The organism is Pseudomonas sp. TS_SC_3 (assembly GCF_056156225.1).
The window spans coordinates 3,538,505-3,564,599 of the sequence record NZ_CM149586.1 but is presented as its reverse complement, the minus strand read 5'-3'; the positions used below and the strand labels follow the sequence as shown (position 1 = coordinate 3,564,599).

Annotated in this window: 25 protein-coding genes; 13 read left to right on the top strand and 12 right to left on the bottom strand. The window is 63.2% G+C overall.

Features of this window, described 5'->3' with window-relative positions; genetic code table 11:
* Nucleotides 1-50 precede the first annotated feature (50 nt).
* From AC0J6G_RS16755 to AC0J6G_RS16745, 3 genes are all read left to right on the top strand, one after another.
* Nucleotides 51-1,853, top strand: a complete 1,803-nt coding sequence (locus tag AC0J6G_RS16755) for a methyl-accepting chemotaxis protein (RefSeq protein ID WP_475249640.1) — start codon at nucleotides 51-53, stop codon at nucleotides 1,851-1,853.
* A gap of 136 nt (nucleotides 1,854-1,989) precedes the next feature.
* Nucleotides 1,990-2,679, top strand: coding sequence for a type 1 glutamine amidotransferase domain-containing protein (locus tag AC0J6G_RS16750; RefSeq protein ID WP_475249638.1), 690 nt, complete (start codon nucleotides 1,990-1,992; stop codon nucleotides 2,677-2,679).
* A 77-nt stretch (nucleotides 2,680-2,756) separates the two neighbouring features.
* Nucleotides 2,757-3,413: a cupin domain-containing protein gene (locus AC0J6G_RS16745; protein ID WP_475249637.1), complete on the top strand. Its 657-nt coding sequence runs from the start codon at nucleotides 2,757-2,759 to the stop codon at nucleotides 3,411-3,413.
* Here the strand turns inward: AC0J6G_RS16745 and AC0J6G_RS16740 are convergent.
* Nucleotides 3,410-4,642 (bottom strand): NADH:flavin oxidoreductase/NADH oxidase family protein, encoded by a 1,233-nt coding sequence (locus AC0J6G_RS16740; protein WP_475249635.1) that lies wholly within the window; start codon nucleotides 4,640-4,642, stop codon nucleotides 3,410-3,412. The two genes, AC0J6G_RS16745 and AC0J6G_RS16740, sit on opposite strands and share 4 nt — an antisense overlap.
* Before the next feature lie 78 nt (nucleotides 4,643-4,720).
* Here AC0J6G_RS16740 and AC0J6G_RS16735 point away from each other — a divergent pair, with 78 nt between their 5' ends.
* From AC0J6G_RS16735 to AC0J6G_RS16700, 8 genes are all read left to right on the top strand, one after another.
* The gene (locus AC0J6G_RS16735) at nucleotides 4,721-5,125 is read left to right on the top strand and encodes a MerR family transcriptional regulator (RefSeq protein ID WP_475249633.1); all 405 of its coding nucleotides are present in this window, start codon (nucleotides 4,721-4,723) and stop codon (nucleotides 5,123-5,125) included.
* A gap of 357 nt (nucleotides 5,126-5,482) precedes the next feature.
* Nucleotides 5,483-6,796 (top strand): NAD(P)/FAD-dependent oxidoreductase, encoded by a 1,314-nt coding sequence (locus AC0J6G_RS16730; protein WP_475249631.1) that lies wholly within the window; start codon nucleotides 5,483-5,485, stop codon nucleotides 6,794-6,796.
* A gap of 136 nt (nucleotides 6,797-6,932) precedes the next feature.
* The gene (locus tag AC0J6G_RS16725; RefSeq protein WP_475249629.1) at nucleotides 6,933-7,442 is read left to right on the top strand and encodes a sigma-70 family RNA polymerase sigma factor; all 510 of its coding nucleotides are present in this window, start codon (nucleotides 6,933-6,935) and stop codon (nucleotides 7,440-7,442) included.
* Between the two features lies 1 nt (nucleotide 7,443).
* Complete coding sequence (locus AC0J6G_RS16720; RefSeq protein ID WP_475249627.1) at nucleotides 7,444-8,475, top strand: FecR domain-containing protein; 1,032 nt, start codon at nucleotides 7,444-7,446, stop codon at nucleotides 8,473-8,475.
* Between the two features lie 123 nt (nucleotides 8,476-8,598).
* Nucleotides 8,599-11,061, top strand: coding sequence for a TonB-dependent receptor (locus tag AC0J6G_RS16715; protein WP_475249625.1), 2,463 nt, complete (start codon nucleotides 8,599-8,601; stop codon nucleotides 11,059-11,061).
* Between the two features lie 7 nt (nucleotides 11,062-11,068).
* The gene (locus AC0J6G_RS16710; protein WP_475249623.1) at nucleotides 11,069-11,365 is read left to right on the top strand and encodes a hypothetical protein; all 297 of its coding nucleotides are present in this window, start codon (nucleotides 11,069-11,071) and stop codon (nucleotides 11,363-11,365) included.
* Entirely contained in the window at nucleotides 11,362-12,957 is a 1,596-nt protein-coding gene (locus AC0J6G_RS16705) for a PepSY-associated TM helix domain-containing protein (RefSeq protein WP_475249621.1), read from the top strand. Before AC0J6G_RS16710 ends, AC0J6G_RS16705 begins: the two co-directional genes overlap by 4 nt.
* Nucleotides 12,950-13,288 (top strand): DUF3325 domain-containing protein, encoded by a 339-nt coding sequence (locus AC0J6G_RS16700; RefSeq protein WP_475249619.1) that lies wholly within the window; start codon nucleotides 12,950-12,952, stop codon nucleotides 13,286-13,288. The genes AC0J6G_RS16705 and AC0J6G_RS16700 overlap by 8 nt, the downstream gene beginning before the upstream one ends.
* Here AC0J6G_RS16700 and AC0J6G_RS16695 read toward each other — a convergent pair.
* Both AC0J6G_RS16695 and AC0J6G_RS16690 read right to left on the bottom strand, forming a co-directional pair.
* Complete coding sequence (locus AC0J6G_RS16695) at nucleotides 13,264-15,282, bottom strand: alkaline phosphatase D family protein (protein WP_475253799.1); 2,019 nt, start codon at nucleotides 15,280-15,282, stop codon at nucleotides 13,264-13,266. The genes AC0J6G_RS16700 and AC0J6G_RS16695 overlap by 25 nt on opposite strands.
* 93 nt (nucleotides 15,283-15,375) lie before the next feature.
* Nucleotides 15,376-16,059, bottom strand: a complete 684-nt coding sequence (locus tag AC0J6G_RS16690; RefSeq protein ID WP_475249617.1) for a Crp/Fnr family transcriptional regulator — start codon at nucleotides 16,057-16,059, stop codon at nucleotides 15,376-15,378.
* A gap of 92 nt (nucleotides 16,060-16,151) precedes the next feature.
* Between AC0J6G_RS16690 and AC0J6G_RS16685 the strand changes: the two genes are divergently transcribed.
* Nucleotides 16,152-16,676, top strand: coding sequence for an Mpo1 family 2-hydroxy fatty acid dioxygenase (locus AC0J6G_RS16685; RefSeq protein ID WP_475249615.1), 525 nt, complete (start codon nucleotides 16,152-16,154; stop codon nucleotides 16,674-16,676).
* Nucleotides 16,677-16,827: 151 nt separating this feature from the next.
* Here the strand turns inward: AC0J6G_RS16685 and AC0J6G_RS16680 are convergent, their stop codons facing one another.
* The 7 genes from AC0J6G_RS16680 to hemF form a co-directional block, all read right to left on the bottom strand.
* Nucleotides 16,828-17,571, bottom strand: coding sequence for a hypothetical protein (locus AC0J6G_RS16680; protein WP_475249613.1), 744 nt, complete (start codon nucleotides 17,569-17,571; stop codon nucleotides 16,828-16,830).
* 171 nt (nucleotides 17,572-17,742) lie between these two features.
* Nucleotides 17,743-18,834 (bottom strand): molybdenum ABC transporter ATP-binding protein, encoded by a 1,092-nt coding sequence (modC, locus tag AC0J6G_RS16675; protein ID WP_475253797.1) that lies wholly within the window; start codon nucleotides 18,832-18,834, stop codon nucleotides 17,743-17,745.
* Between the two features lie 47 nt (nucleotides 18,835-18,881).
* On the bottom strand, nucleotides 18,882-19,589 hold the full coding sequence (gene modB / locus AC0J6G_RS16670; RefSeq protein WP_475249611.1) for a molybdate ABC transporter permease subunit: 708 nt from the start codon (nucleotides 19,587-19,589) through the stop codon (nucleotides 18,882-18,884).
* On the bottom strand, nucleotides 19,573-20,328 hold the full coding sequence (modA, locus tag AC0J6G_RS16665) for a molybdate ABC transporter substrate-binding protein (RefSeq protein ID WP_475249609.1): 756 nt from the start codon (nucleotides 20,326-20,328) through the stop codon (nucleotides 19,573-19,575). Before modA ends, modB begins: the two co-directional genes overlap by 17 nt.
* A gap of 170 nt (nucleotides 20,329-20,498) precedes the next feature.
* On the bottom strand, nucleotides 20,499-21,128 hold the full coding sequence (locus AC0J6G_RS16660; protein WP_475249607.1) for a class I SAM-dependent methyltransferase: 630 nt from the start codon (nucleotides 21,126-21,128) through the stop codon (nucleotides 20,499-20,501).
* A gap of 6 nt (nucleotides 21,129-21,134) precedes the next feature.
* Nucleotides 21,135-21,959, bottom strand: a complete 825-nt coding sequence (gene aroE, locus AC0J6G_RS16655; RefSeq protein ID WP_475249605.1) for a shikimate dehydrogenase — start codon at nucleotides 21,957-21,959, stop codon at nucleotides 21,135-21,137.
* A 211-nt stretch (nucleotides 21,960-22,170) separates the two neighbouring features.
* Nucleotides 22,171-23,088, bottom strand: a complete 918-nt coding sequence (gene hemF, locus AC0J6G_RS16650) for an oxygen-dependent coproporphyrinogen oxidase (protein ID WP_475249603.1) — start codon at nucleotides 23,086-23,088, stop codon at nucleotides 22,171-22,173.
* A gap of 182 nt (nucleotides 23,089-23,270) precedes the next feature.
* On the opposite strand from hemF, the gene AC0J6G_RS16645 reads away from it, so the two are divergent.
* The gene (locus tag AC0J6G_RS16645) at nucleotides 23,271-24,248 is read left to right on the top strand and encodes an NADPH:quinone reductase (protein ID WP_475249601.1); all 978 of its coding nucleotides are present in this window, start codon (nucleotides 23,271-23,273) and stop codon (nucleotides 24,246-24,248) included.
* Between the two features lie 126 nt (nucleotides 24,249-24,374).
* Here AC0J6G_RS16645 and tsaC read toward each other — a convergent pair whose 3' ends face one another.
* Nucleotides 24,375-24,932, bottom strand: a complete 558-nt coding sequence (tsaC, locus tag AC0J6G_RS16640) for an L-threonylcarbamoyladenylate synthase type 1 TsaC (RefSeq protein WP_475249599.1) — start codon at nucleotides 24,930-24,932, stop codon at nucleotides 24,375-24,377.
* A 52-nt stretch (nucleotides 24,933-24,984) separates the two neighbouring features.
* A complete protein-coding gene (dprA, locus tag AC0J6G_RS16635; RefSeq protein ID WP_475249597.1) occupies nucleotides 24,985-26,088 on the bottom strand; it encodes a DNA-processing protein DprA in 1,104 nt (367 codons plus the stop codon).
* Nucleotides 26,089-26,095 lie beyond the last annotated feature (7 nt).

Below are 26,095 nucleotides of genomic sequence, written 5' to 3'. Positions count from 1 at the left end.
GCCGGTATAACCAAACGCTAAGTAATTAGCGTGCCTGCGACCAAAGTGCCATGGCCGAATACGCGCCTGGCTGCTCGAATCAACCTCCGAGCAAAGGTTGGCCGCAGGGAGCGTCACCCGCTATGGTCTACAGATTCGTCGACAACGGCCGAAGGCCTGTGCAGGCATCTCCAGCTGCACATCGCCAGGCTGCAGTAGGCATGGCCCGCCCACAGCATCGCAGCGCGCCACTGACCGTAACCAGCGGCGCGGCGAGCAGAAGAAAAATAATGAGGTTTGTCATGCGCTCCGCGTTTATTACCTATCCCAAGGCGTGCTTGCTGCATGCCATCGGGTTGGCCGGGTTGATGCTGGTTTATCAGCACATCCAGCTGCCGTGGTTTATCAGCATCCCGTCCTTTCTGCTGCTGGCGCTATGGCCGTGGCTGGGGCCTTGGCAGCGCCAGTATGACGAGCCACCCACCGCTGCCAATTCGCCGCAGACGACGTTCAGCAGCCTGAGCCAGGACCTGTCCCGGCAAACCTGCCACAACGCCCTGGCGGCCGCCGAGGTCGCACATGCGGCGCAGCAACTGGCCGGCAAACTGCACTCGCAACTGAGCGCTACCGAGCAGATCAATCAGGCCGCCGAAGCCGTTACCCACACCGAACAGGACAACGCCCAGCGCGCCGAACAAACGCTGCTGGCGGCGCAAAGCGTGCGCCAGAACAGCAGCAGCGGCCAGCAGCAGCTGCGTAAAACCATCGAGACCATGCAGCAGCTAAGCGCGCAGACCGCCACCAGCCGCGAGCTGATTGACGGCCTGAGCAGCCGCACCGAGCAGATCGAAAAGGTCACCCAGGTGATCCAATCAATCGCCAGCCAAACCAACTTGTTGGCCCTTAATGCGGCCATCGAAGCCGCCCGCGCCGGTGAACTCGGCCGGGGCTTTGCCGTGGTCGCCGATGAGGTGCGTAACCTGGCCGGGCGCACCAGCAGCGCCACCGAGGAAGTGGGGCAGATTGTCAGCGACATCCGCCAGCAGAGCGTGGCGGTGGTCAGCCATATGCAGCAACAGGCCGAGCAGCTGGTTCAGGCGGCAGCCCAGGTCGAACACGCCGGCGAGCAATTGCAAGGCATCGCCAGCCTGGCAGAGGAGGTCGAGCACCAGGTCGAGCAAATCGACACCGGCACACGGCATAACCACGAACGCCTGGCCGAACTCTCGGTAGCGGTTGGTCAGTTGCGCAGTGATGTCGACGACAGCGAAGGGCAGACGCGCAAGCTCAGCAGCGCTGCCGAGCGCCTGGTCGGCCAAGCCGAAAGCATCAGCGAACAGCTCGCCGCAGTCGGCCTGGATGACTACCACCAACGCATCTTTGACCTCGCCCGCAGTGCTGCCACGCAGATTGCGGCGCAGTTCGAAGCAGACATGCAGGCCGGCCGCGTCAGCGCCAGCGACCTGTTTGACCGGCATTACCAGCCGATTGCCGGCAGCTTCCCGGCCAAATACAGCACACGCTTTGATCGTTATGCCGACCAGGTATTACCGGCGATTCAGGAGCCGCTGCTGAGCCAGCATGAGGGCCTGGTATTTGCCATCGCCTGCACCCCTCAAGGCTATGTGCCGACCCATAACAACGCCTTCAACCACCCACCGACCGGTGACCGCAGCGTGGACGCCGTCAAGAGCCGCAGCAAACGCCTGTTCAACGACCGCACCGGCATTCGTTGCGGCAGCCATCAGCAGCCGTTGCTGCTGCAAACCTACATGCGCGACACCGGCGAGCTGATGCACGACCTGTCGGTGCCGATCATGCTGCAGGGCCGTCACTGGGGCGGTTTGCGCCTGGGCTACAAGCCACAAGCGTGAGTAGCCTTTTGCAGGTTTAAAGGCCATGCCTGGCCTTGATAGGCATCATCAAGCCTTTCGAATTATCGCGAGCGGCCAATGCGCGTAGGATGGCTGTCTGCTCGTTCATCACGGACTGCGCCCCGAGGAATACATCATGAAGATTCTGCTGGTACTGACCTCCCACGACCAACTGGGCGACACCGGGCACAAGACCGGTTTCTGGCTAGAAGAATTCGCCTCGCCCTATTACGTGTTCAAGGATGCCGGCGCGCAGCTGACCTTGGCCTCACCCAAGGGCGGCCAACCGCCGCTTGACCCGAAAAGCGATGCAGCCGACGCACAAACGCCGGCCACTGAGCGCTTCAAGGCAGACCCAGCCGCGCAGCAAGCATTGGCCAACACCGTGCCGCTGAGCCAGGTGCAGGCAGACGATTTCGATGCGGTGTTCTACCCAGGTGGCCACGGCCCGCTGTGGGATTTAGCCGAAGACCCAATCTCGATTGCCTTGATTGAGCGCTTTCAGGCCCTGAACAAGCCTGTTGCCGCCGTCTGTCACGCACCGGGCGTGCTGCGCCACACCAAAGCGGCCAATGGCCAGCCGCTGGTCAGCGGCAAAAAGGTCACCGGGTTTAGCAACAGTGAAGAAGCAGCGGTGCAGCTGACCGACGTGGTGCCGTTCCTGGTGCAAGACATGCTCATCGCCAACGGTGGCCATTACTCCAGCACCAACGACTGGCAGAGCCATGTGGCGGTCGACCGTCTGTTGATCACCGGGCAAAACCCAGCGTCATCGGATGCCACCGCCGAAGCACTGATCAAGCTACTGAAAAGTACCGATCACTGAGGCAAGAGGCGCTCGGGCCACCGCCGCCGCGCACCGAGCGCCACACAACCCAACGCCCACCCAGAGTAACTGTGACCATGCAACTCAACGCCGATTTCAGCCAACGGGCACTGGTTCGCCCGGATGACAGCCCCTGGGTGGCATCGCCCATGCCGGGCGTGGAGCGGCGCATGCTCGACCGGATTGGCGAGGAAGTTGCGCGGGCCACCTCCGTTGTCCGCTACGCCGCGGGCTCTCACTTCAGCGCGCACCAGCACCCCGGTGGCGAGGAATTTCTGGTGCTGGAGGGCGTGCTTTCTGATGAACGGGGTGACTACCCGGCCGGCACTTATGTGCGCAACCCAATCGGCAGCCAACATGCACCGTTTAGCCGGGAAGGCTGCACCATCCTCGTCAAATTGATGCAGTTTGATCCGGCAGATGACCAGCACGTGGTCATCGACAGCAACCGCAGTGAATGGCGTCAGGGCTTGGTGCCCGGCTTACAGGTGTTGCCGCTGCACCAACACGGCACCGAACACGTGGCGCTGGTGCGCTGGGCACCCGGCACGTATTTCAATGCGCATCGGCACTGGGGCGGTGAGGAAATTTTTGTCCTGGAAGGCACGTTTCAAGATGAGTTCGGTGACTACCCCGCCGGCGCGTGGCTGCGCAGCCCGCATTTGTCACAGCACACCCCGTTCAGCGAACAGGGTTGCCTGATCTGGGTAAAAACCGGGCACCTGCCCGCTTAGCCAGGGCTGGCCATCAAGCGCTTGTACAGCCGGGTGCGCCACGCCGTTTTCAGTTGCTCCAAGAGCAAAGCGCGCAGCGGCGACACCTGGGCGTCAGTGCGCCTGCCTCGGCTCAGTTGGCGCAACTGAAACTTGACTGTGGCCATATAGGCCAATGAGGCGAATGTCTTGTTCTTCCAGCGAATCGGCGCCAGTTCGGCCTGTGCGTTAGGCTGCCCAGCCTGCCACTGCTTGGGCAATGCCGGCTGAATGGCCAGTGCCGTTGCGATGCCCGCCATGGCCACGCCGCTGGCCAGTACCTGCTCGACCACCGGCAGACGGCGGATACCCCCGGTGACCATGATCGGCATCTTTGCCACGGTGGCAATCTCACTGGCAAACGCCAGAAAGTACGCCTCGCGTGCCAAGGTCCGACCATCACGTGCATCGCCTTGCATGGCGGGAGCTTCATAGCTGCCGCCGGACAACTCAACCAGGTCCACGGCCAGTTCATTGAGCAACAGCACCACACGCTTGGCGTCGGCCTCGTCAAACCCGCCACGCTGAAAGTCTGCCGAGTTGAGTTTGACCGCCACACAGAACCCGGGCGTCACCACCGCCCGCACGGCCTTGATCACCTCCAGCAACAACCGCACGCGGTTTTCCAGCGCGCCGCCCCAGCGGTCGGTGCGCTTATTACTCAACGGCGACAGAAACTGGCTGAGCAGGTAACCGTGCGCGGCGTGAATTTGCACACCATTGAAGCCCGCCTGTTCGGCCAGCTGAGCGGAGCGAGCAAAGCGCTCAATCAATAGGGCAATCTCGGCCTCATCCAACGCCTTGGGCACGGCGAACATTTTCGACAAGCCACCCAGCGCCAGTGCCACTGCAGAAGGTGCGACCGTTGGCTGACCGAGGCTGGCCTGCATCTGCCGCCCAGGATGATTGAGCTGCATCCAGATCTGCGCGCCCTGAGCCCGGCCGACCCGCGCCCACTCGCGGAATTTATCCAGTTGGCGCTCATCTTCCAGCACCACGCCGCCAGGGCCGGTCATGGCGCGGCGGTCGACCATTACGTTGCCGGTGATCAGCAAACCGCTGCCGCCCTCGGCCCAGGCGCGATACAGCTGCAACAGCTGAGCAGACGGGCCTTGATTGGCGTCCGCCAGGTTCTCTTCCATCGCCGCCTTGGCGATGCGATTGGGCAGGGTGGTGCCGTTGGGCAAGTGCAGGGTTTCGAATGCGCGCATGGACAGCTCCAAGGGTGGTCAGCGCCGCAAGCCTAAGGTTAAAGTCAGGATGAAGGTCAATAGCCCGGAGTGACAATGATGAAGATTGGTGAACTGGCCGGCCGCAGTGGCCTGGCGCCCTCACGCATCCGCTTCTACGAAGCCAGCGGGCTGATCAGCGCCCAACGTCAGGCCAATGGCTATCGCCGCTATACCGAACAGGCACTGCAAACCCTCAGCATCATCAGCTGCGCCCAACACGCCGGGTTCAGCCTGGAAGAAATTCGCCGGTTGTTGCCGCAAGATCACACCCAAGGCTTGGCCCATCCTGAATTGCTTGCCAGCCTGCGCAGCAAAATCATCGAGATTGAGGCCATGCAGCAACACCTGGCGCAGAACAAGGCGCAGTTACTGACAATCATCGCAGGCATCGAAAGTAAGCCAGCAGGCATGCCCTGCACCGAGAATGCCGAGCGGCTGCTGGCAAACCTACGCGGCGGCTGAACACCGCAAAACAGCGGCAGACAATGTTTAGCCAAGCAGCAACCAAGCATGTGAAAAATCAGATTGAACCGTAGCTTGGGCCTATGTGAACCTGCTGGCCATGTGTACTTCCAGCAGATTTCCCCTCACCCCCCGATGCAGTACGCGACCCTCTGAACGGCACCTGTGCGCGCCCCAACAGAGCAACGTAAAACTGCCAAAAACCCTGGCCTTTTGGGCGCTGTGGCATTGCCGCCACGCACGCCCACCGGATGCCTGGCGCGTCGTCCTCTAAATTGCCTTGCAGCCAGCCGCGCTGGTTGCCGACGCTGAGCCCTGTGCGCTCACACCTCGCTAGCCGTACCCAGGAAGCTGCTTATGAATGCCGCCCTCAAACCCGTTATACCGGCCGCTGTGCGCTGCCCGTCCTATTACAGCGCCACGCTCAATGAAGAAACCGCCTACCCGACACTGCAAGGTGAGGTCAGCGTCGATGTGGTGATCATCGGTGGCGGCTTTACCGGCGTGGCGACCGCCGTTGAGCTGGCCGAACGCGGGCTCAAGGTGGCGATTGTCGAGGCCAACAAGATCGGCTGGGGCGCCACCGGGCGCAACGGCGGCCAGGTCACCGGCAGCCTGTCCGGCGATGCGGCAATGACCAAGCAGATGCGCAACACCTTGGGCGAGGAAGTCGAAGACTTTATCTGGCACTTGCGCTGGCGCGGCCACGCCATCATCAAGAACCGCGTAGAGAAGTACGCCATTCAGTGCGATCTCAAGCACGGCCACCTGCATGCGGCGATGAAGCCCACGCACATGCAGGAACTGGAAGCCACCTACGCCGAAGCGCAGCGCCGCGGCATGGGCGCTGACGTGACCCTGCTCGACCGCACCGGCGTGCGCAACCACCTGGCCAGCGACCTGTACAGCGGCGCACTGAAGAACACCCGCAACATGCACCTGCATCCGCTGAACCTGTGCATCGGCGAGGCCAAGGCCGCCGCCAGCCTGGGCGCGCTGATTTTCGAGCACTCGGAAGTGCTGGAGATTGTGCATGGCAACAACCCGGCGGTGGTCACCGCCCAAGGCCGGATCAATGCCAAGCAGGTGCTGCTGGCCGGCGACGTGTACCACAAGCTGGAGCCGAAAAAGCTCAAGGGCATGATCTTCCCGGCCATGGGCGGCATCGTCACTACCGCGCCGCTGGGGGAACTGGCCAAGCAGATCAACCCGCAGGACCTGGCCGTGTACGACTGCCGTTTCGTCCTCGACTACTACCGCATGACCGCCGACGGCCGCCTGCTGTTCGGCGGTGGCTGCAACTATTCTGGGCGCGACTCGCGGGATATCGCCGCCGAACTGCGCCCCGGTATCGAGCAGACCTTCCCGCAGCTCAAGGGCGTCGACATCGACTTCCAGTGGAGCTGCGCCATGGGCATCGTGATCAACCGTATCCCGCAGCTGGGCAAGCTCTCGGACAACGTCTGGTACTGCCAGGGCTACTCCGGCCACGGTATCGCCACCACCCACATCATGGGCGAGATCATGGCCAACGCGCTGACCGGCACCCTGGGTCACTACGACACCTTCGCCGCCTGCAAACACATCAAGGTGCCGTTGGGGGATGTGTTCGGCAACCCAATGCTGGCCGCCGGCATGTGGTACTACCAGATGCTGGAAAAGCTGCGTTAAGGCCGGTGTTGCGCTGACGCATGAGCACAGTCCGCTGATCAGCTGCCGGAGCACAAAGCCACCGGCAGCATTGAGTTTTTAATAATAATAATTATCATGTGCGCCTGAGTAGCCATCCGGCTGACCGGAGCTCACTGTGCCCGCCTCTGATTTTGACCTGTCCGCCGACCTCGACACGCTCTACCGCCAGCACCACGGCTGGCTGGAAGGCTGGTTGCGGCGCAAGCTGAACGACACCTTTGCCGCCGCAGACCTGGCGCAGGATACCTTCGTCAGCATCATTCACTCCGGTCAGGCCAGTGAAATTCGCGAACCTCGGCCCTTTCTGGCGACCATTGCGCGCCGGCTGATTGCCCACCGGCAGCGCCGCCAGCGCCTGGAAGACGCCTACCTTGAGGTGCTCGCCAGCCTGCCAGAAGCGGTGTACCCCTCGCCAGAAGAACAGCTGCAGGCACTGGAAACCCTGCGCCAGATCGACAGCGCCCTCGACGGCCTACCGGCCCAGGTCAAGGAAGCCTTCCTGCTCGCCCACCTGGAAGAACTCAGCTATGCCGAAATCGCCGAACGCCTGGGCGTATCCAGCAGCTCGGTGAAGCAGTACCTGATGCGCGCCAACCGCCAATACCTGTTTGCCCTGGCCAGCTGACATGAACGGACAGCACAGCGCGGTTTACCCCAACACACCCGCCAGGCTCTTGGCCGAAGGCCAGCCGATCAGCGCGGCGGTGGCCGACCAGGCGGTGGAATGGCTGACCCTGCTGATGTCCGGCGCAACCAGCGCCCAGGAGCAGCTGGCCTGGCAAGCCTGGCGCGCGGCCAGCCCTGAGCACGAACGCGCCTGGCGGCATATCGAGGCCATGACCGGCCGGCTCAAGGCATTGCCGGCCAAGAGTGCTTACCAGACGCTCTCGCCCTATGCCCGACAAACCGCTCAGGCCAGCCGCCGCACGCTGCTGCGTTCGCTGTTCTGGGGTGGCCTGCTGGCCGGCTCCGGGCTGCTGGCCAGCCGCACCCACACTTGGCAGGAACAGCTGGCTGAACACCGCACCGGCACCGGTGAGCAACGCCGCGTGACCCTCAGCGATGGCACCCGCGTGACGCTCAATACCGCCACGGCACTCAATCTGCAATTCGATGCGCACACCCGTCTGCTGTACCTGCGCGCAGGCGAGATCATGGTCGTCACCGCTGCGGCTCAGGGTCTGCAGCCTGTCGATCCGCGCCCGCTGGAGGTGCAGACCGCACAAGGGCGTATCCGTGCGCTGGGCACGCGTTTCAGCGTGCGCCAGGACGACGATCACAGCCGAGTTGCCGTGCAGGAAAGTGCCGTGCAGATCCACCCGGCCAACAATGAACGCGTGCAGGTGCTGCTGGCCGGGCAACGTACCGGCTTCAGCCGCACCCATATCGACCCACTGCGCCCACTGCATGAGGCCGATCTGGCCTGGACCCGTGGGCAGATCATTGCTGACGACATGCCCCTGGGCGAGTTCATCGCCGAACTCGCTCGCTATCGCCCTGGCGTGCTGCGCTGCGACCCACAAGTGGCAGGGCTGCGCCTGTCCGGGGTGTTCCCAGTGCACGACAGTGAACGCATTCTCGCCACCCTGCCCAGCGTTCTACCGGTGCGGATACGCACACGCAGCCGCTACTGGGTGCTGATCGAACAGGCGGGTTGAGCCTGCGCCCCACAGGCTGATCGGGCGCTGCGAAAAAATAATTCAGCGGCGCACTGCCCGATTGCCATTCTCGCGGCACCTACACAGCAAGAACCTTATCCGCCTTCTGTGCCAGGAGCCCCCATGCACCGTGCAAATCGCCCAGTGACGCCGCCGCGTCGCGCCGCACACCACCTCTCAGGCCTGCCGAGTGGCCGTTTGCTGCTGGCGCTGGCCTGCAGCCTGGCCCTGCAGCAACTACCTGGCGTGGCCCTGGCCACCGAAACAACGCCTGCTCAGCAGCAGGCGCACCAGTCGTTTGCGATTAGCGCCGGGCCCTTGGCACCGGCGCTGCGCAGCCTGTCGAGCAGCGCCAACCTGCTGCTCAGCTTTACTGCCGAGCAAACGGCCGACAAGTTCACTCAGGGTATTCAGGGCCACTTCAGCGCGCCCGCAGCACTCGCGGCGCTGCTGGCCGGCACCGGCTTGCAAGCCGTTCAGGTAGAGGGCGGCGGTTATGTGCTGCGGCCCACGCCTACGAATACGGACAACGCGCAGGCTCGCACCGAACTACCTGCCATGACCATTTCCGGTAAGGCCAGCCGTTACCAGAGCAGCGTGCCAGTGAGCAGCGCCACCCGCTCCGATGCCGACTCACTGGATGTGCCGCAGACGGTTGATGCGGTGCCGGCAGCGGTGCTGCGTGATCGCGGCGCGCGCTCGATCAAAGAAGCCCTGGCCTACACCCCTGGCGTGACAACAAGCACGGGTGAGGGCATTCGCGAGCAGTTCATCATTCGCGGCTTCTCGGCCATTTCTGATACCTATGTCGATGGCATGCGCGATGGCGGCAATACCTTCCGCGACACCTTCAACCTGGAGCAGGTTGAAGTGGTAAAAGGCCCCAGCGGCGTGCTCTACGGCCGAGGCTCGGCCGGTGGCTTGATCAACCTGGTGAGCAAACGGCCACAGCCGCTCGCGCAGACTGACCTGGCAGCCAGCCTGGGGTCCTACGATGCCCGACGCCTGACCCTCGACGTCAACCAGCCGCTGAACGAAGCGGTGCAGGTGCGCATCAATGCCATGGCCGACGAGGGCAACTCGTATCGCGATGAGGTCTGGTACAAGAAGCACGGCCTGGCGCTGGCGTCCACCCTGCGTTTCAGCGATGACGTAACCCTCGACCTGCGCGCCCAGCACCTGGCGGATGAGCGCGTATTCGACGCCGGCATTCCAAGCATCAATGGCAAGCCGGCGGATGTCTCGCGCTCGACCTATTACGGCTCGGCCAACCCCGGTGACAACGACAGCGGCACCAGCGCCGACAGCACCTTCCAGGCCGACCTCAAGGTGGACCTGAACGACACCCTACAACTGCGCAACACCCTGAGCTATCGCACCCTCGACCTTGAGCGCAACCAGACCACCATCAGCCGCCTGCTGCTAAACACCGCCACGCCCACCGTGCGCCTGTCGCGCAGCAACTTCGACAGCCAGCAGACCGACCTGGCCAACAAGCTGGAGCTGAGCAAGCAACTCGATTGGCTCGGCATTCGGCACGAACTGATGGTCGGCGCCGAGTACGCCATCGAGGAACGCGACACCCTGGCACGCGGCGGCGACCTGCCGGCGGCCTACAACCTGTCCGTGTATAACCCACACCTCAAGACCGTGCCCTACAGCGCCGCCTCGGTGCGCCGCGATGGCATCTATAACACCCACACCGCCGGTTACTACATCCAGGACCTGATGCGCTTCAACGAGCACTGGGTGATGCTGCTGGGGTTGCGCGAAGATCAGCTGGAGCGCGACTTCGACAACCGCGTGGGCAGTGATTACAGCCGTGATGACGATTACCGCAGCCCGCGCGCCGGCCTGGTTTATCAGCCCAATGACTGGTCGTCCTACTACCTGTCCGCTTCACGCTCCTACCAGCCTGGCAGCGCCACCGGGGTGATCGATCCGGGCAGCGCCATTCAGCCGCCGGAGATCACCACCAGCTATGAACTGGGCAGCAAGCTGCACCTGAATGACGGCGCCCTGGAACTGGGCCTGAGCCTGTTCCAAATCATCAAGGAAAACGTGCCGACCCGTGACCCCAGCGACCCGACTGGCCCGTCGTTGTATGTCGGTGAAATCACCGCCGAAGGCGTTGAGCTTTCCGCGCTGGGCGATCTCGGCCATGGCCTGAGCCTGCAAGGCGGGATCACCTACCTCGACGCGCGGGTGACTCAATCGAATAACACCACCGCACCGGCGATCAGCCCGACGCAGCCAGCCACAGCGCTGGAGGGCAAGCGGGCGGCCAACGCCCCACGCTTTAGCGCCACGCTGTGGGGCGTCAAGGAGCTGGGTAACGGCTGGCGCGCCGGCCTCGGTGTACGCCGCCAGGCGGACTCCTTCGCCTCGACCACCAACGCCGTGACCCTGCCAACCTACACCGTGCTGGATGCCGGGCTGTTCCATGAGCGCGGGCCGTGGGCGTTTGCCCTCAACGCACGCAACCTGGCCAACAAAACCTACTACGAGTCGGCCACCAATGATCTGGGCATCCTGCCGGGCGAACCGCGCTCGCTGCAGTTCACCACCAGCTACCGTTTTGAGTGAGACCACCATGCACCTGCGCGATGTTATCCAACCGGCCGCGACGGCCGGCCATGTTGTCGGCCTGTGTGCGCTGGCCTATTTCGCCAGTGCGCAACTGGTCGGTCTAAGCGGCCTGTTGGCCTGGTGGGCCGGCATGAGCCAAGGCGATGCGGTGATGCTGGCGATCATGCTCGGCTTTATGTACCTGCTGGTGTTACTGCTCTGGGCTTTTTCCCGCGAGCGCCGGCGTAACGCCTGGATGTTGCTCGCCAGCCTAAGCCTACTGGCCTGGGCCATGCCAATGCTGCTGCAGGGGCAACCATGAAAAACGGATTCAGAAGCCGCATGGGCGAGCTGCACACCTGGGCCGGCGTGTTGCTTGGCGCCTTGCTGTTCGCCATATTCTGGACCGGCAGCCTGTCGGTCTTTGACAAGGAAATCGACCGCTGGATGATGCCCAGCACCCGCCTGCACTGGGATGACAGCATGCAGCGGCCGTCGCTGGACCGCGACATTCGCCCGCTGCTGGAACAACGCGCCGCCAACTCACCGGTCTGGACCATTATCCTGCCCCTGGAACGCACGCCGTTTCTGACCCTCAGCTACGGCAGCGAAGAATCGCGCAAGAGCAGCCGCGACCTGTTCCATCCGATCACTCTTGAGCCGCTGGCCAAGCCGTTGACCCTGGGTGCCAGTGGCTTTATCTACCCCTTCCACCACAACCTGACGCTGCGCTACAAAAACATCGGCGCCTGGCTGGTGGGCATTGCCGGCATGGCCATGCTGTGTCTGCTGATTTCCGGCGTGGTCATCCACCGCAAGCTGTTCAGCGAATTCTTCACCCTGCGCCTGCATCGCGCCTTCGGCCGCAGCACTCTGGATGTGCATAACGTGGCCGGCGTGGCGCTGCTGCCATTCCACCTGTTGATCACCTTGTCCGGGCTGATCATCGCGTTCGCCATCTACTACCCGGATGCACCAGAACAGACCTACCGCGAGCAGGCGCAAAGCGGCGTCAGCGCCGAACGCGCCTTCCTCGGCGAAGCCCTCGGGCGCATGCGCCTGCGGGCCGCCAAACAGCCGGGTGAGCTGGCGCCGTTGGAGCCCATGGTGGCCAAGGCTGAACAGTACTGGGGGCCGGGCTCGGTGTACCTGCTGCGGGTGAATAATCCCAAGGATGCCAGCGGCAATGTGCTGCTGCGCCGCACCAGCCACAGCAGTGTGACCAAGGACATCGACAACTTCCGTTTTGCCAGCGTCAGCGGTGACGTGATGGGCCGCTTTCAGGCCTCGACTACGGTGAATACCTGGAACTTCATCGCCGGCCTGCATTACATCCAGTTCCGCCACGACGCCCTGCGCTGGTTGTATTTCCTCGGTGGGCTCGGCGGCTGTGTGGTGATCGCCACCGGGCTGTTCTTCTGGACCCAGGCCCGCCGTAAGAAGCAGCAGCGCCAAGGCCATCTCGGTGTCTCGCTGATGGATGCCCTGAGCATTGCCGGCGTGTGCGGGGTGATTCTCGCCACCCTGGCGTTCCTGCTGGCTAACCGCTGGCTGCCCATGCAGGAGCAGCTGTTCGGCCTGGGCCGCGCACGCGTCGAAGTCCTGAGTTTCTTTGCCCTCTGGCTGCTCGCGACTGCCCATGCCGTAACGCGTGTACTGCAGGACCCACGCCTCGGTTACCTGCACGCCTGGCGCGAGCAGTGCACGGCGATTGCACTGCTGGCGGTGCTGGCCGTCATCGCCAACTGGCTGACCACCGGCGACCACCTGCTGGCCACCCTGCGCGGCGGCAACGGCCCAGTGGCCGGTACGGACCTGTGCCTGCTTGCGGCGGCAGCCTTGGCCCTGCTGGCCGCGCATAAACTGCGCCGCCGTGTGCCGCAGCAACAAGCCCTGGAGGCCGCCCGTGTCTGACGCCACCCTGTATTCGCTGTTAGCCCTGCTGCTGGCGGTGCTGGGCTTTGCCTGGCTCGCCCTGGCATTACCCAATCACTGGCGTCAGGTGCACGGCAGCCTGCCATTGACTGCACCGCGTAAGATCGCCCTGCGCAGCGGCGCCAGCCTGATGCTCGTGCTGTCATTGAGCTGCAGCCTGGCGGGTGATTCGCCGGCCATGGCCATTCTGCTCTGGGTCATGCTGCTGGCCGTCGCCACGCTGATCGTTGCATTGACCTTAAGCTGGCGCGCGCAGTGGCTGGCCCTGCTCTGGCCCGCGCGGCCTCAGGCCGAGCGATCTGCCGACTGAGTGGCTGCGCGACTGGCGGGCGAGTGGCCTGAGGCTGTGGTCGGCGCCTTATCGCGGTCATCGGCAAAGGCCACTGCCGCCGAACCATCGGCATTCAGCTGGTAGATCGCGCTCGGCTGGCCGTTATCGTTGAAGAACACCTGGCCCAGCCCCGCGCCGTTCCACAGGCGCTCGCCGGCCTTGCTGCGCGAGGGAATGCGCGGCGTGACCTGCATGCGCCGACGCTTGGTCAGCCAGTTAAGCGGCGACCAGGGCGCGTAGAGCCAGCGGTTAAGGCGGTCGAACCAGTCGAGCAGGCGCGGCGGGAATTCGTTTTTCAAGCCGCTGCTGGTGATCTGCCACAGCTGCGGGCCGCGCTTGCGCTGGCGGATCAGCACCTCGTAAACAAACGAGTAATGCACATCGCCGGAGAGAATCACGTAGTTACCCGGCGTGCGCGAGTGGCGGAAGATGTTCAGCATCACCCGCGCCGCGCCACGGTGGGCCATCCAGTTTTCAGCATCGACCATCAGCGGATGGCCGGCCCAGCTGAAGAGCTTCTGGATGCTCTCGATCAGCTTGACGCCAAACATCGGCGCCGGGGACACGATGATCGCCGACGGCTGATCGAGCAGCGCCTGCTGGAACTCGCACAATGCCTCCCAATCCATTAACCCCGATGGCCGCTTGAGGTTGCGCTCGCTGCGCCAACGCCGGGTGCGGGTGTCCAACACCACCAGCGCCGGGGTGGTCGGCAGCACGAACTGCCACTGGTGAAAGCGCAGCAGCGCGTCGATCAACGCGTCCTGCGGCTGACAGTCCATATGGTTGGCAGCATCGCGGCCCTCGGTCATCGCACGGATCATCTGCAACGGCTTGGCGAACACATCCGGGTTGTTGCCCCAGCCCTGGCACAGCAGGTAGGCGATCAGCGCATTGCCGATGATGCGCTTGGAAAACGGGTGGCCGTAAGCCGTCTCTTCCCACTGCGCGGAGAGGTTCCAGTCATCGGTGATGTCGTGGTCATCGAAGATCATCAGCGTCGGCAAATGGGCGAGGGCGCGGGCGACCTGGCCCAGCCCGCCACGAAAGGCTTCGATGCGCCCACGTTCGGCCTGATAGCGCGGCACTTCCTCGGCGCTCAGCGCCGGCATCTCGGCATCCAGCAAGGTCCAGGGCACCGGCGACCAGACCAGCAAATACATGGCCAGCACTTCGGCGCAGGTCACCAGGTGATTGTCGGCGCTGCTGGTGGTGAACACCGGTTTTTCCACACCGCCGAAAAACCGCTCGCGCAGGGTGTCGTTGCTCTTTAGCGCCGGCAGCAGCTCGGCGCGCTGGTAGTAGCTGGCCGGGTGCTGGTACAGCGCCGTGCTGTCATCGACCACCGCACCTTGCAAATGCTCGCCAAACAAACCCAGGCGCTCAATCACCTGATGAATCGCCCGCAGCATCGGTCCGCTGACATCATCGGCGTAGATCTGATCGCCGCTCATCAACAACAACGCCGGGCGCTGTTCGGGGGCATGTGCTTCGGCCAACAGACGGTCGGCGCAGAGCAAGCCGTCAGCCGCCGGGTGATGCGGCTTGCGGCAAGAGCCGTGCAGGAGATGATCCAGCTGCGCGCGCAGCACAAAATTCGCCTGGGTCGCGCCGTCATACAGCAGGTGCGGTGCCCAGTCAGCGATGCCCAACACGGCCTGGTCGGGCTGCTCGATCAGCAGGTCGTAATCAATCTGCACATCGCAGGGCAGCGGCGCGTCGAGCGTCAGATCAATCAGGTGGATAAACGCCTGCTCACCGATCTGGATAACCTGGCAGCTGTCGCCCGTCAGCGGCAAGCGCTGTGGCTCGGGCGCGTCGCCATGGCTTAGCTGCAAGGTGAGCGATAAGGGCTGACGACCCACCAGCCATAGCACCAGGCGCTGCGGCTGCATGCGGCGCAGCAGCGGGCCGGCCAATACCAGCGGCAGGTCGGCGGGGGCGGCAGGGGGTGTAGCAGCGGTTATCGGCATCAGAACATCGGGCTCGGGTGGCATGCGGGTCGGCAATAGAGCGCCATTCTGCGCCACCGGTTCACTCTTTGCAGCCTGCCTGGCCGGTTTGGCTCACTGCGCGGCCTGGCGCAGGCGCGGCAAATCGAGGAGTTCGATCTCGCCATAGGTCAGGCGCAGAATGCCCTGGCCTTCCAGTTCCTTGAGTATCTGGTTGGTAGTCTGCCGGGAGATCGCCAGCATCAGCGCCAGCTGCTCCTGGGGCAAATGCAACACCCGGCGCGGCGCGCCTTCGCCGTAGTTTTCCGCGATCAGCAGCAGGCGACGGGCCAGGCGCGGGGCGGCAGGCAGCAGGCTCATTTCTTCCAGGGCGATAAACGCCAGGCGCAGTTTATGGCTCATCAGCAGGGCGAAATCACGCCAGTACTGCGGTTGCCGTTCGAGCAGCGCCAGTAGCCGCGCCTGCGGCACCAGCAACAGGGTGGTGGGGCCTTCGGCAAAGGCGTCGTGGGTGCGTGGCTGGCCATCAAACAGAGAGATTTCGCCAAACCAGTAGGGCGGCTCGACCAGGGTCAACAGCGCTTCCTTGCCGGTGGCACTCACGGCACCGATGCGCATGCCGCCCTCGACCACGGCATACAGGCCGCAGGGTTTGTCGCCCCGACGAAACAGCACCTGACCAGGCGCCAGTTGCTGCACCTGGGCAGCGGCCAGCAGTGCCTCTTGCAGGGCAACGGGCAGGGCGCTGAACCAGTGGCCCTGGCGTAGGCGCGCCTGATAGCTGTGGACGCTGTTCATCGACGGTTCCAAGCGGTTTGTCGGCTAGCTGACAGAGCGCTGCGCGGGCGTGGGTTCATGCTGGCCACCTGTCTTGCATAAGGAAAATAATAATGAAAACCCTGGTTGATCATCTGGCTCAATACGCGGCCTATCACCGCGACCCACGCAATATTCTCAGCCACTTTATCGGTATTCCACTGATCGTTGTGGCGGTGGCTGTGCTGCTGTCGCGCCCTGGCTTCGAGCTGCTCGGCCTGTGGCTGTCCCCCGCGCTGCTGGTGGCCGTGGCGGCGGGCGTGTTTTACCTGCGCCTGGACCTGCGTTTCGGCCTGCTGATGGCGCTGCTGCTGGCGCTCAGCCTGTGGGCTGCAGCAACCCTGGCCGTGCAGTCGACGGCGGTATGGCTAAGCAGCGGCATCGGCCTGTTTGTGATCGGCTGGATTATTCAGTTTGTCGGCCATTACTACGAAGGGCGCAAACCGGCGTTTGTCGATGACGTGATGGGCCTGGTGATCGGCCCGCTGTTCGTCGCCGCCGAAGCGGCCTTCCTGCTGGGCCTGCGCAAAGAGGTTGAGCACGCCATCGTCGAACGCGCCGGCCCGACCTGTATTCGCGAGAAGAAAGCCACCGCTTGATCGATTCACGCCTAGAACGTATTCAAGATCTCGCGAGCTAGAGTCCTGCAAGGCAAAAACAGGCGAGGAAGCGGAGTGTACTTTTGTACATGAGCATTCCGAACCTGTTTTTAACGCAGCAGGGCCGACGCGCAGCAGATCGTAGCCGGACTTAGTACATCGCCATCCATTGCGTGGTCAGCGAGCGGGTATGGCGATACACGGTGATTGGTGCAAACGGTCGGCCCGAGGCGCTCTGCAGGGCGCTGCTCTGGCTGTTGAGGTCGACCAGCGCGGCCTTGAGGTAATCCCAGCGGGTTTTCAGCTTGCCCACTTGTGGGTCGGCCTTGCCATCCAGTGCGGCCAGCTGCGCATCGACTGACGGCACGATTTTGCGTTCGTCCTGACCGAGGTAGGTGTCGGGCTGCTCGCGCGCGGTTTCGAAATTGCCGAAGTAGGCGCGGCTGAGGTACTGCACCGAGAGGTATTCGAGCTTGGCTGCCACCTCGCGGTCATCCGCGCTGGCGAGTGTGCGGGTTTGCCCCAGCACACCGAGCAGGGCTTTGCTGAGGTCTTCGGGGTAGCGCCAGGGCATGTCATCTTCACTCGGGCCAAAGGCCACGCCACGGCGAATCTGCACCACCAATTCCTGATGGGCGCTGCGCAGGGCATCGCTGCTTTGCGGCAGGCTCTGCACCGCTGCGGCCAGGGCCTGCAGATCGGTTTCCAGGGCCTCCTGGTGTTTCTTTTGGAAACCCTCGCCACGTAACAGCATCAGGCTACTGGTGACCCGGCTGGCCTGCACTTGCACCTGTTCATGGGGAGTAACGGCCTGGGCAAAGGTCAGCGGCGAGAGGCCGGCCAACAGCCCAATAACCGCGTGCAACAGCGAACGAGACAGCGTTGTAGAACGCATACGAGGGGTGCTCCTTATTATTTTTGTGAGCAGTGCTGAAGCCAGTCAGCGTGTACAAGCGCGCCACAGAGTACTGCAGGCCATCGCGGATAAAAGCAGCCTAAAGAGTGATTTCGTCGGAAACAGCCACCGCTCGGCCAGGTGCCCAACGCCGGCAACGCTGAGCTCGGCTCAACTTGCGCCGAGCAGTGACACCGACTTGACCTGAGCCCAGAGCGATTGGCCGCACTGAATGTTCAGGCGGTCAAAAGAGTAGCGGGTGATGCGCGCAATCAGGTGCTCATCCGCCACCTGTACGCGCACCAATACGTGCGCCTGCTCGGCGACTTGAATCAATTCAACAACCCGCGCCGGCAACAGGTTGAGCACACTGCTGTCCTCGGCCTGCCGCAGGCTCAAGCTGACATCGCGCGCCTTGACCTTGACCCGCACCGAGGTGCCCAGCGGCAGCGGCCCGTGCGGCAACTGCAGGCTGATGCTGCTACCGGGCAACTGCACGGCCAGCAACCCGTACAGCGGGTTATGCGCCGTAACCTTTGCATCCACCACCGCCTCGGCATCGTCTTCAAAAACAAACGGCAGGTCGGCGCGTAGCAACGTTTCCTTGAGCGGGCCACTGGCGCTGACCTTGCCGTCTTCCAGCAACACCAGGTGATCCGCCAGGCGCGCCACTTCATCCGGGGAGTGGCTGACGTAAACAATCGGAATTTCAAGTTCGCCGTGCAGGCGCTCCAGGTAGGGCAGCACCTCCTGTTTGCGCTTGAGGTCGAGGGACGCCAGCGGCTCATCCAGCAGCAGCAGGCGCGGGCTGGTCAGCAGGGCACGGGCGATGCCGACGCGTTGCTGCTCGCCGCCGGATAACTTGCCTGGCAAGCGCTCCAGCAGATGCTCAATTCCCAGCAGCTCGACTGCCTGCTCCAGAGCAATCCGCCGCTGCGCGGCGGGGATGCGCTTGAGCCCGTACTGCAAATTGCCGTGCACCGACAGGTGGGCAAACAGGTTGGCATCCTGAAACACATACCCCACGGCGCGTTGATGCGCCGGCACGAAAATGCCCTGGGCGCTGTCCTGCCACAGCTCGCCGTTAACCTGCAGGTAGCCCTCAGCGGGCTGATCCAGGCCGGCAAAGCAGCGCAGGCAGCTGGTTTTGCCCGAGCCGGAATCACCGAACAGGGCGCTGACGCCGCGACCGGGTAGGTTCAGCTCAACGTCCAGGCTGAAGCCGGTGTGTTCGACCTTAAAGCGCGCCTGGATTGCACCCAGCCCGGCGACGGTATGGATTGCTGGCGAGCGCCGCAAAAATGGCCAGATCATCGCCACACCCGCGCACGGCTGCGCCCAGAATAAAGCGCCAACAGCACGACAAAAGAAAACATCAGCAGGCCGCCGGCCAGCCAGTGGGCCTGGGCGTACTGCATGCTTTCCACGTGGTTGTAGATTTGCAACGACGCCACTTGGGTCTTGCCGGGGATGTTGCCGCCGATCATCAACACCACACCAAATTCACCCACGGTATGGGCAAACCCGAGAATCGCCGCCGTGATGAAGCCCGGCTTGGCCAGCGGCAACACCACCGTAAAAAAGCTATCCCAAGGCCCTGCGCGCAGCGTCGCTGCCGCCTCCAACGGCGCGCGGCCAATGGCCTCAAAGGCGTTCTGCAGCGGCTGCACCACAAAGGGCAGGGAATACACCACCGAGCCAATCACCAACCCGGTAAAGGTAAACGTCAGGGTGCCAAGGCCGAGGCTCTGGGTCAGCTGGCCGATAAAACCGTGCGGCCCCATGCTCACCAACAGGTAAAAACCGATCACCGTCGGCGGCAACACCAGCGGCAGGGCGACGATGGCGCCAATCGGCTGCTTCCAGCGTGAATCAGTGCGCGCCAGCCACCAGGCAATCGGTGTGCCGATCAGCAGCAGCACCACGGTGGTCAGCGCAGCCAACTCCAGCGTCAGCACAACCGCAGCAAAATCAGCTTGAGTCAGTGGCATCGCAACCCCTTTAAAGTCGGTAGCCATAGGCGTGAATAATCGCCGCCGCCTTGGCGCCTTTGACATACGCCACAAAGGCGGCCGCGACCGGGTTGTGTTCGCCCGTTTTGAGGATCAGCGCATCCTGCTTGATCGGCGTGTGTAAAGCAGCCGGCACCTGCCACGCCGAGCCGCTGCGCAGCTGGCCGTCCTTGTACACCTGCGACAGCGCGACAAACCCCAGCTCGGCGTTGCCGCTGGCAATAAATTGATGCGTCTGGGTGATGCTCTGCCCCTCCACCAGTTTGCCCTGCACGGCGGCACTCAGGCCCAGCTTTTCCAGCACTTCATAGGCAGCCGAGCCATAGGGCGCCGCCTTTGGGTTGGCAATTGCCAGATGCCTGAACTGGTTAGCCCTGAGCGGCGCATCGCTGCCATCCAGGTAGCCGGCGTTGGCCGACCACAGCACCAGGCTGCCGACCGCATAGGTAAAGCGCGAGCCACTGACGCCCAAGCCTTCGCTGTCGAGCTTGGCGACGCTGTGTTCGTCGGCGCTAAAAAACACCTCAAATGGTGCACCGTTACGAATTTGCGCATACAGCTGGCCGGTAGCGCCGAAGGAGGCGATCACGCGCTGCCCGCTGTCGCGCTCAAATTCGGCGGCAATCGCCTGCAACGGCGCGGTGAAGTTTGCCGCCACCGCGACCTGCACTTGGCCAGCCAGGGCATGGCCGCTAACAGCGACGGTCACCATTAGCCAAACGGCTGAGAACACAGCAACCCTCATGGAGCACTCCGGTGGGTAAGCACTGGCGGACTAACCCGCGCCCGGTACAGGCGCACAAGCCCAGCACGAAACCTGTCTATGACGGCAAATAGCCCGGCGCATAAGCGACCCGGAATAACTGCTGCTGCGCGCGAGCGCGCACAAGGGTGTTGTTCACTGCCGCGCATGGCTCACTCTGTTCGGCGCCAAACGCTGGCCAGCCAAGGCTGCTGGTCGCGCGGTAAACCTGCGGGGCGGTAGTAATGCTGCAGCTCACTGAAACCAGCGGCCGCCAGCAGCAAGCGCCACGTTGCCAGGTCGTAATAGGCCGCGTAGCGATCACCATGCCAACCCTCCTGGTTATCGCCACGCGGGTTGGAGCAGAACAGCACGCCGCCCGGCTTGAGAGTGGCACGCAGTTGCGCCAACACCCGCGGCAATTCCTGGCTGGGAATATGGAATAACACGGCATTGGCGAACACGCCGTCAAAGCGCTCAGGCGGCAAGTCGAGGTTGAGAAAGTCCTGCTGCCAGGCTTCGCAGCCACTGTCGGTGCGGGCCATTTCAACAAAGCGCGCGCAACCGTCTAAACCAACGGCGCTGTGGCCCATGGCGCTAAAGGTGCGCAGATCCCGCCCCGGGCCGCAGCCGAAATCAAGAATCTGGTAGGGCGCCGTCGCCTGGATAGACGCAAGCAGGGCGGCGATATTCTGGCTGACATCGTGATCGCGGGTGCCTTCGCGAAAGTCTTCGGCGCAGTCCTGATAGTGACGCACCGTCAGCGCGCTGATCTGCGCCAGTTCGTCCGCACTGAGCTGCATTCGCCGTTAACCCTCGGCCAATAAACGACGCAACTCGGCCAATACCGGAGCGCTGGCGGGGCGTACATCACGCCACAGGTAGAAGGCTTCAGCGGCTTGCTCCACCAACATGCCCAGGCCATCCAGAGTGCGCGCCGCGCCGTGTTCGGTAGCCCAGCGGTTAAAGGCAGTCAGCTGCTTGCCGTACATCATGTCGTAGCAGATTGTCTGACCCGGCTGGATCAGGCTGGGGGCAATGGGCGGCAACTCGCCGGCCAGGCTGGCCGAGGTGCCGTTAATGATAAGGTCCACCGGCGCGTCGATCCAGTCATAGCCGCTGGCGGCCACCGGGCCCAGGTCGGCAAATTCACGGGCCAGTTGTTCGGCTTTTTCCACCGTGCGGTTGGCAATCACCAGCGCGGCTGGCTGCTCGGCCAACAAAGGCGCCAGCACCCCGCGCACCGCACCGCCCGCGCCAAGCAGGAGGATACGTTTGCCTTTGAGGGTTATGCCGGCATTCACCGTCAGATCACGCACCAGGCCGGCGCCGTCGGTGTTGTCACCGAGCAGGCTGCCGTCAGCCAGCTTCTTCAGGGTATTCACCGCACCGGCGCGCTGCGCGCGATCACTCAGGCTGTCCGCCAGGGTAAACGCCTGCTCCTTGAACGGCACGGTGACATTAGCGCCTAGACCGCCTGCAAAGAATGCGCGGGCAAACCCTGGGAAATCCTCCAGTGGCGCGAGCAGGGCTTCATAGCTCAGCTGTTCGCCGGTCTGCTGGGCAAACAGGCGATGGATCAACGGCGACTTGCTGTGGCCGATGGGGTTGCCGAATACGCCGTAGCGGTCCATGAAAAATCCTTTCTTGTTGCAGAGCACATTCGTAGGTTGGGTCGGGCCGCGCAGGTTAGCGGCGCATACCCATTACAGAGCGACGACAATACAAGCCTGCGCGTAACCCATCCTACAAACTGCGTAAGCCGACATTGTAAAAGCCGTTGTAGCCCGGATGAAATCCGGGAAAGGTCGCTGGAACTCCCCGGATTTCATCCGGGCTACGCAATTACGCCTTGGCCGTAAGCCAATCGCGGTCAGTGAGGAAGTATTCAGTCAGGCGCGCTTCTTCGCTACCCGGCTCCGGCTTCCAGTCGTAACCCCAGCGTACGTGCGGCGGCAGCGACATCAGGATCGATTCGGTGCGCCCACCGGACTGCAAGCCGAACAGGGTGCCACGGTCGAACACCAGGTTGAACTCGACATAGCGGCCGCGGCGGAAGGCCTGGAATTCGCGCTCGCGCTCGCCATACGGCGTCAGCTTGCGGCGCTGCACGATGGGCAGATAGGCCGCGATGTAGGCATCGCCAATGGCGCGCATAAAGGCGAAGCTGGTGTCGAAATCCCACCGATTGAGGTCATCGAAAAACAGCCCACCAATGCCGCGCGGCTCGCCACGGTGCTTGAGGTGGAAGTAGCGGTCACACCACTCCTTGAACTTCGGATAAACCTCGGCACCGAACGGCGCACAAGCGTCGAAGGCGACCTGGTGCCAGTGCCGGCAGTCTTCTTCATTGGCGTAGTAGGGCGTCAGGTCGAAGCCGCCGCCAAACCACCAGACCGGCTCTTCGCCCGCTTTCTCGGCGCTGAAAAAGCGCACGTTGGCGTGAGAGGTCGGCACGTAAGGGTTTTCCGGGTGGATCACCAGGGACACACCGAGGGCCTCGAAACCACGCCCGGCCAACTCCGGACGGTGCGCGCTGGCCGAGGGCGGCAGGCTGTCGCCAAACACATGGGAGAAATTAACCCCACCTTTTTCGATCAGCGCGCCGTTTTCCATTACCCGGGTGCGCCCGCCACCTCCGGCCGGCCGCTGCCAAGCGTCCTCGAAGAACTCGGCACCGCCGTCTTCGGCTTGCAGGGCATTACAGATACGATCTTGCAGATCCAGCAGGTAGGCTTTGACGGCCTCAGTACGGTCACTCACGGCGGCACCTTAAAAGCGGGTAAGGCCAGGCGGCACGTGGCCGCGGGGAAAAATGGGCGGCCAGCATAACACCTGCCACCCCACGGCCGCAGTTGACGGCGGTCAATGCAGACGATTGGATAACGGTACCTTTGTGCCCATGCGGGCATCATCCAGGCACTCAATCGCGGAAGACTTTGAAAATGGCCATGCGTATCCAATTCAGCCGCCACGGCGGCCCGGACGTTCTCGAATACACCGACTACAGCCCCGCCGCACCAGGTCCTGATGAAGTGCGAGTGCACAACCAGGCGATCGGCCTGAACTTTATCGACACCTATTTCCGCAGCGGTCTGTATGCCCCGCCAACTCTACCGTCCAGCCTGGGTACTGAAGGCGCAGGCGTTGTCGAAGCGGTCGGCTCGGCGGTTACTCACGTTCAGGTGGGCGACCGCGTGGCTTATGCCACCGGGCCGTTGGGTGCTTACAGTGAACTGCATGTACTGCCTGCAGAGAAACTGGTGAAGCTGCCGGATGCAATCAGCTTCGAGCAGGCCGCGGCGGTCATGCTCAAAGGCCTGACGGTGCAGTATTTGCTCCGGCAAACCTTTGCCCTGCAGGGCGGCGAAACCATTCTGTTTCATGCCGCCGCCGGCGGGGTTGGCTCCTTTGCTTGTCAGTGGGCCAAGGCGCTGGGGGTCAAGCTGATCGGCACCGTCAGCTCGGCCGAAAAAGCCGCGCGGGCCAAAGAGCAGGGCGCCTGGGCGACCATCGATTACAGCCATGAGAACGTCGCCCAGCGCGTGCTGGAACTGACTGACGGGCAGAAGTGCCCGGTGGTCTACGACGGCGTCGGCAAGGACACCTGGGAAACCTCGCTGGACTGCGTGGTGCCACGCGGCCTGTTGGTCAGCTTCGGCAACGCATCGGGCGCGGTGAGCGGTGTCAACTTGGGCATTTTGGCGCAGAAGGGCTCGCTGTTTGTCACCCGGCCAACCCTGGCCGGTTACGCCGATACGCCGCAACGCTTACAGGCTATGGCAGATGAGCTGTTTGCCATGATCGCCAGCGGCCAGCTGCACGTGGACATCAGCAACCGCTATGCACTCAAGGACGCCGCATTGGCGCAAACGGCCCTGAGCGCACGGCAGACCACTGGTTCGAGCATTCTATTGCCGTAACTAACTGTCGCAGCTACGACTGTATGGATGCAGGAGGTAGAGCGAAGCAGGATGCTCGAGCCGAAAGCCCCTCCCACGTTTTTGCGACATCTGTGGGAGGGGCTTTAGCCGCAAGCTTTTGAGCTTTCAGGACGGCCGAATCACATCACCGCTGATCAGATCGCGGATCAGGCTGGGGTTCTTGCGCCCGCCCAATGCACCGCCGAGCACCCGGTCCAACTGACCCGGAAAATACTGCTCAACACGCAGGCGCGAACGCGCCGACGGACGACCCGCCGGGTTGGCCGAGGTTGAAACCAGCGGACCAGTCAGACGGCAGAGCGCACGCACCTGGGGGTGATCGCTGACGCGCAGGGCCACGCTGCTGTGTTGGCCACTGATCCATTCGGGTAATCGATTCTGATGCGGCACCAGCCAGGTATTGGGCCCCGGCCAGCTACCGCCCAGGCGTGCCAGCCAGATTTTCGGTAGGTCATCGAGAAGAAAGTCGAACTGTTCAATATCGGCGGCCACCAGAATCAGCCCCTTGTGCACCGGGCGATCCTTCAGCGCCAGCAACCGCTCCACCGCGTGATCATTCCAAGGGTCACAGCCCAGCCCCCATACGGCCTCAGTCGGATAGGCAATCACTCCGCCATTACGCACCACCCGTGCGGCCTGTTGTATTTGCCAGTTGCTGACCATTCACCGCTCTCCACCAAGGACTACGGGCAGTGTATCCAAGCCCGGCCCCTGTTCAAGCGGTGCGGGCCACCCAGCGGCCGTTTTCACAGGCCACTCGCCCCTCCAGCTCCAGCTCGGTCAACGCCGCCAACACCTCGGCCAAGGGCAAGCCACTGGCCGCCACCAGCGCCTCACTGCTATGCGGCGCGGCATGTAGCAAGGCCAGCAATGGATGACTGGGAAGCACCGGCGAAGGCGTGGCACTCGCCGCTGGCTGCATCTGCCAACCGCGCAAGGCTTGCAGAATATCCTCGATGCTCTCCACCAACGTTGCGCCTTCGCGGATCAACTGGTGGCAACCACGCGCGCCCGGATGATGGATTGAACCCGGGATCGCATACACCTCGCGGCCCTGTTCGGCAGCCAAGCGTGCGGTAATCAATGAGCCACTGGAGGGGCTGGCTTCCACCACCAGCACGCCCACAGACAGACCACTGATGATGCGGTTACGGCGCGGAAAATTGCTCGCCTGGGGCGGACAATCCAGCGGAAACTCGGAAACCAGTGCGCCGCCCTGCGCCACAATCGCTGCCGCTAGTGGCTTATGCCGTGCTGGGTACAAACACTGCAAACCGGTACCGAGCACCGCTACCGTTTTGCCGCCGGCATCCAGTGCGCCTTGATGGGCCGCGCCATCGATGCCCAACGCCAGGCCGCTGGTAATCACAAAGCCGCCACCGGCCAAACTGCGGGCAAAGCTATGCGCGGTATCCAAGCCTGGCCGCGAGGCACGTCGGCTGCCGACCATGGCCAGTTGCGGCTGCTCCAGCAGGGTCGGGTCGCCCTCAATGAACAGCAGTGGCGGTGCGTCCGTCAGTTCGGCCAGTAACCCAGGGTAGAGCGGGTCATCCCACATCAGCAGGTGCCGCGTATCCGCCTCCAGCCAGCACAGGCTTTGGGTAGCGCGCTCGCGCACTTCAGCGCTGCGCCGCGCGTCACTGCACACCTGTGGCAAACCCAATGCACGCCAGGCTCTGGCCGGCGCGCTGAGCGCAGCGGAAGCATTGTCAAAGGCACTTAGCAATTTGCGAAAACGGCGAGGCCCCAACTCCGGCAGGCAATGCAGGCGTAGACGGGCTTCAAGTTCGGCTGGGGGAATAAGGCAAAGTTGCGACATGCGGATC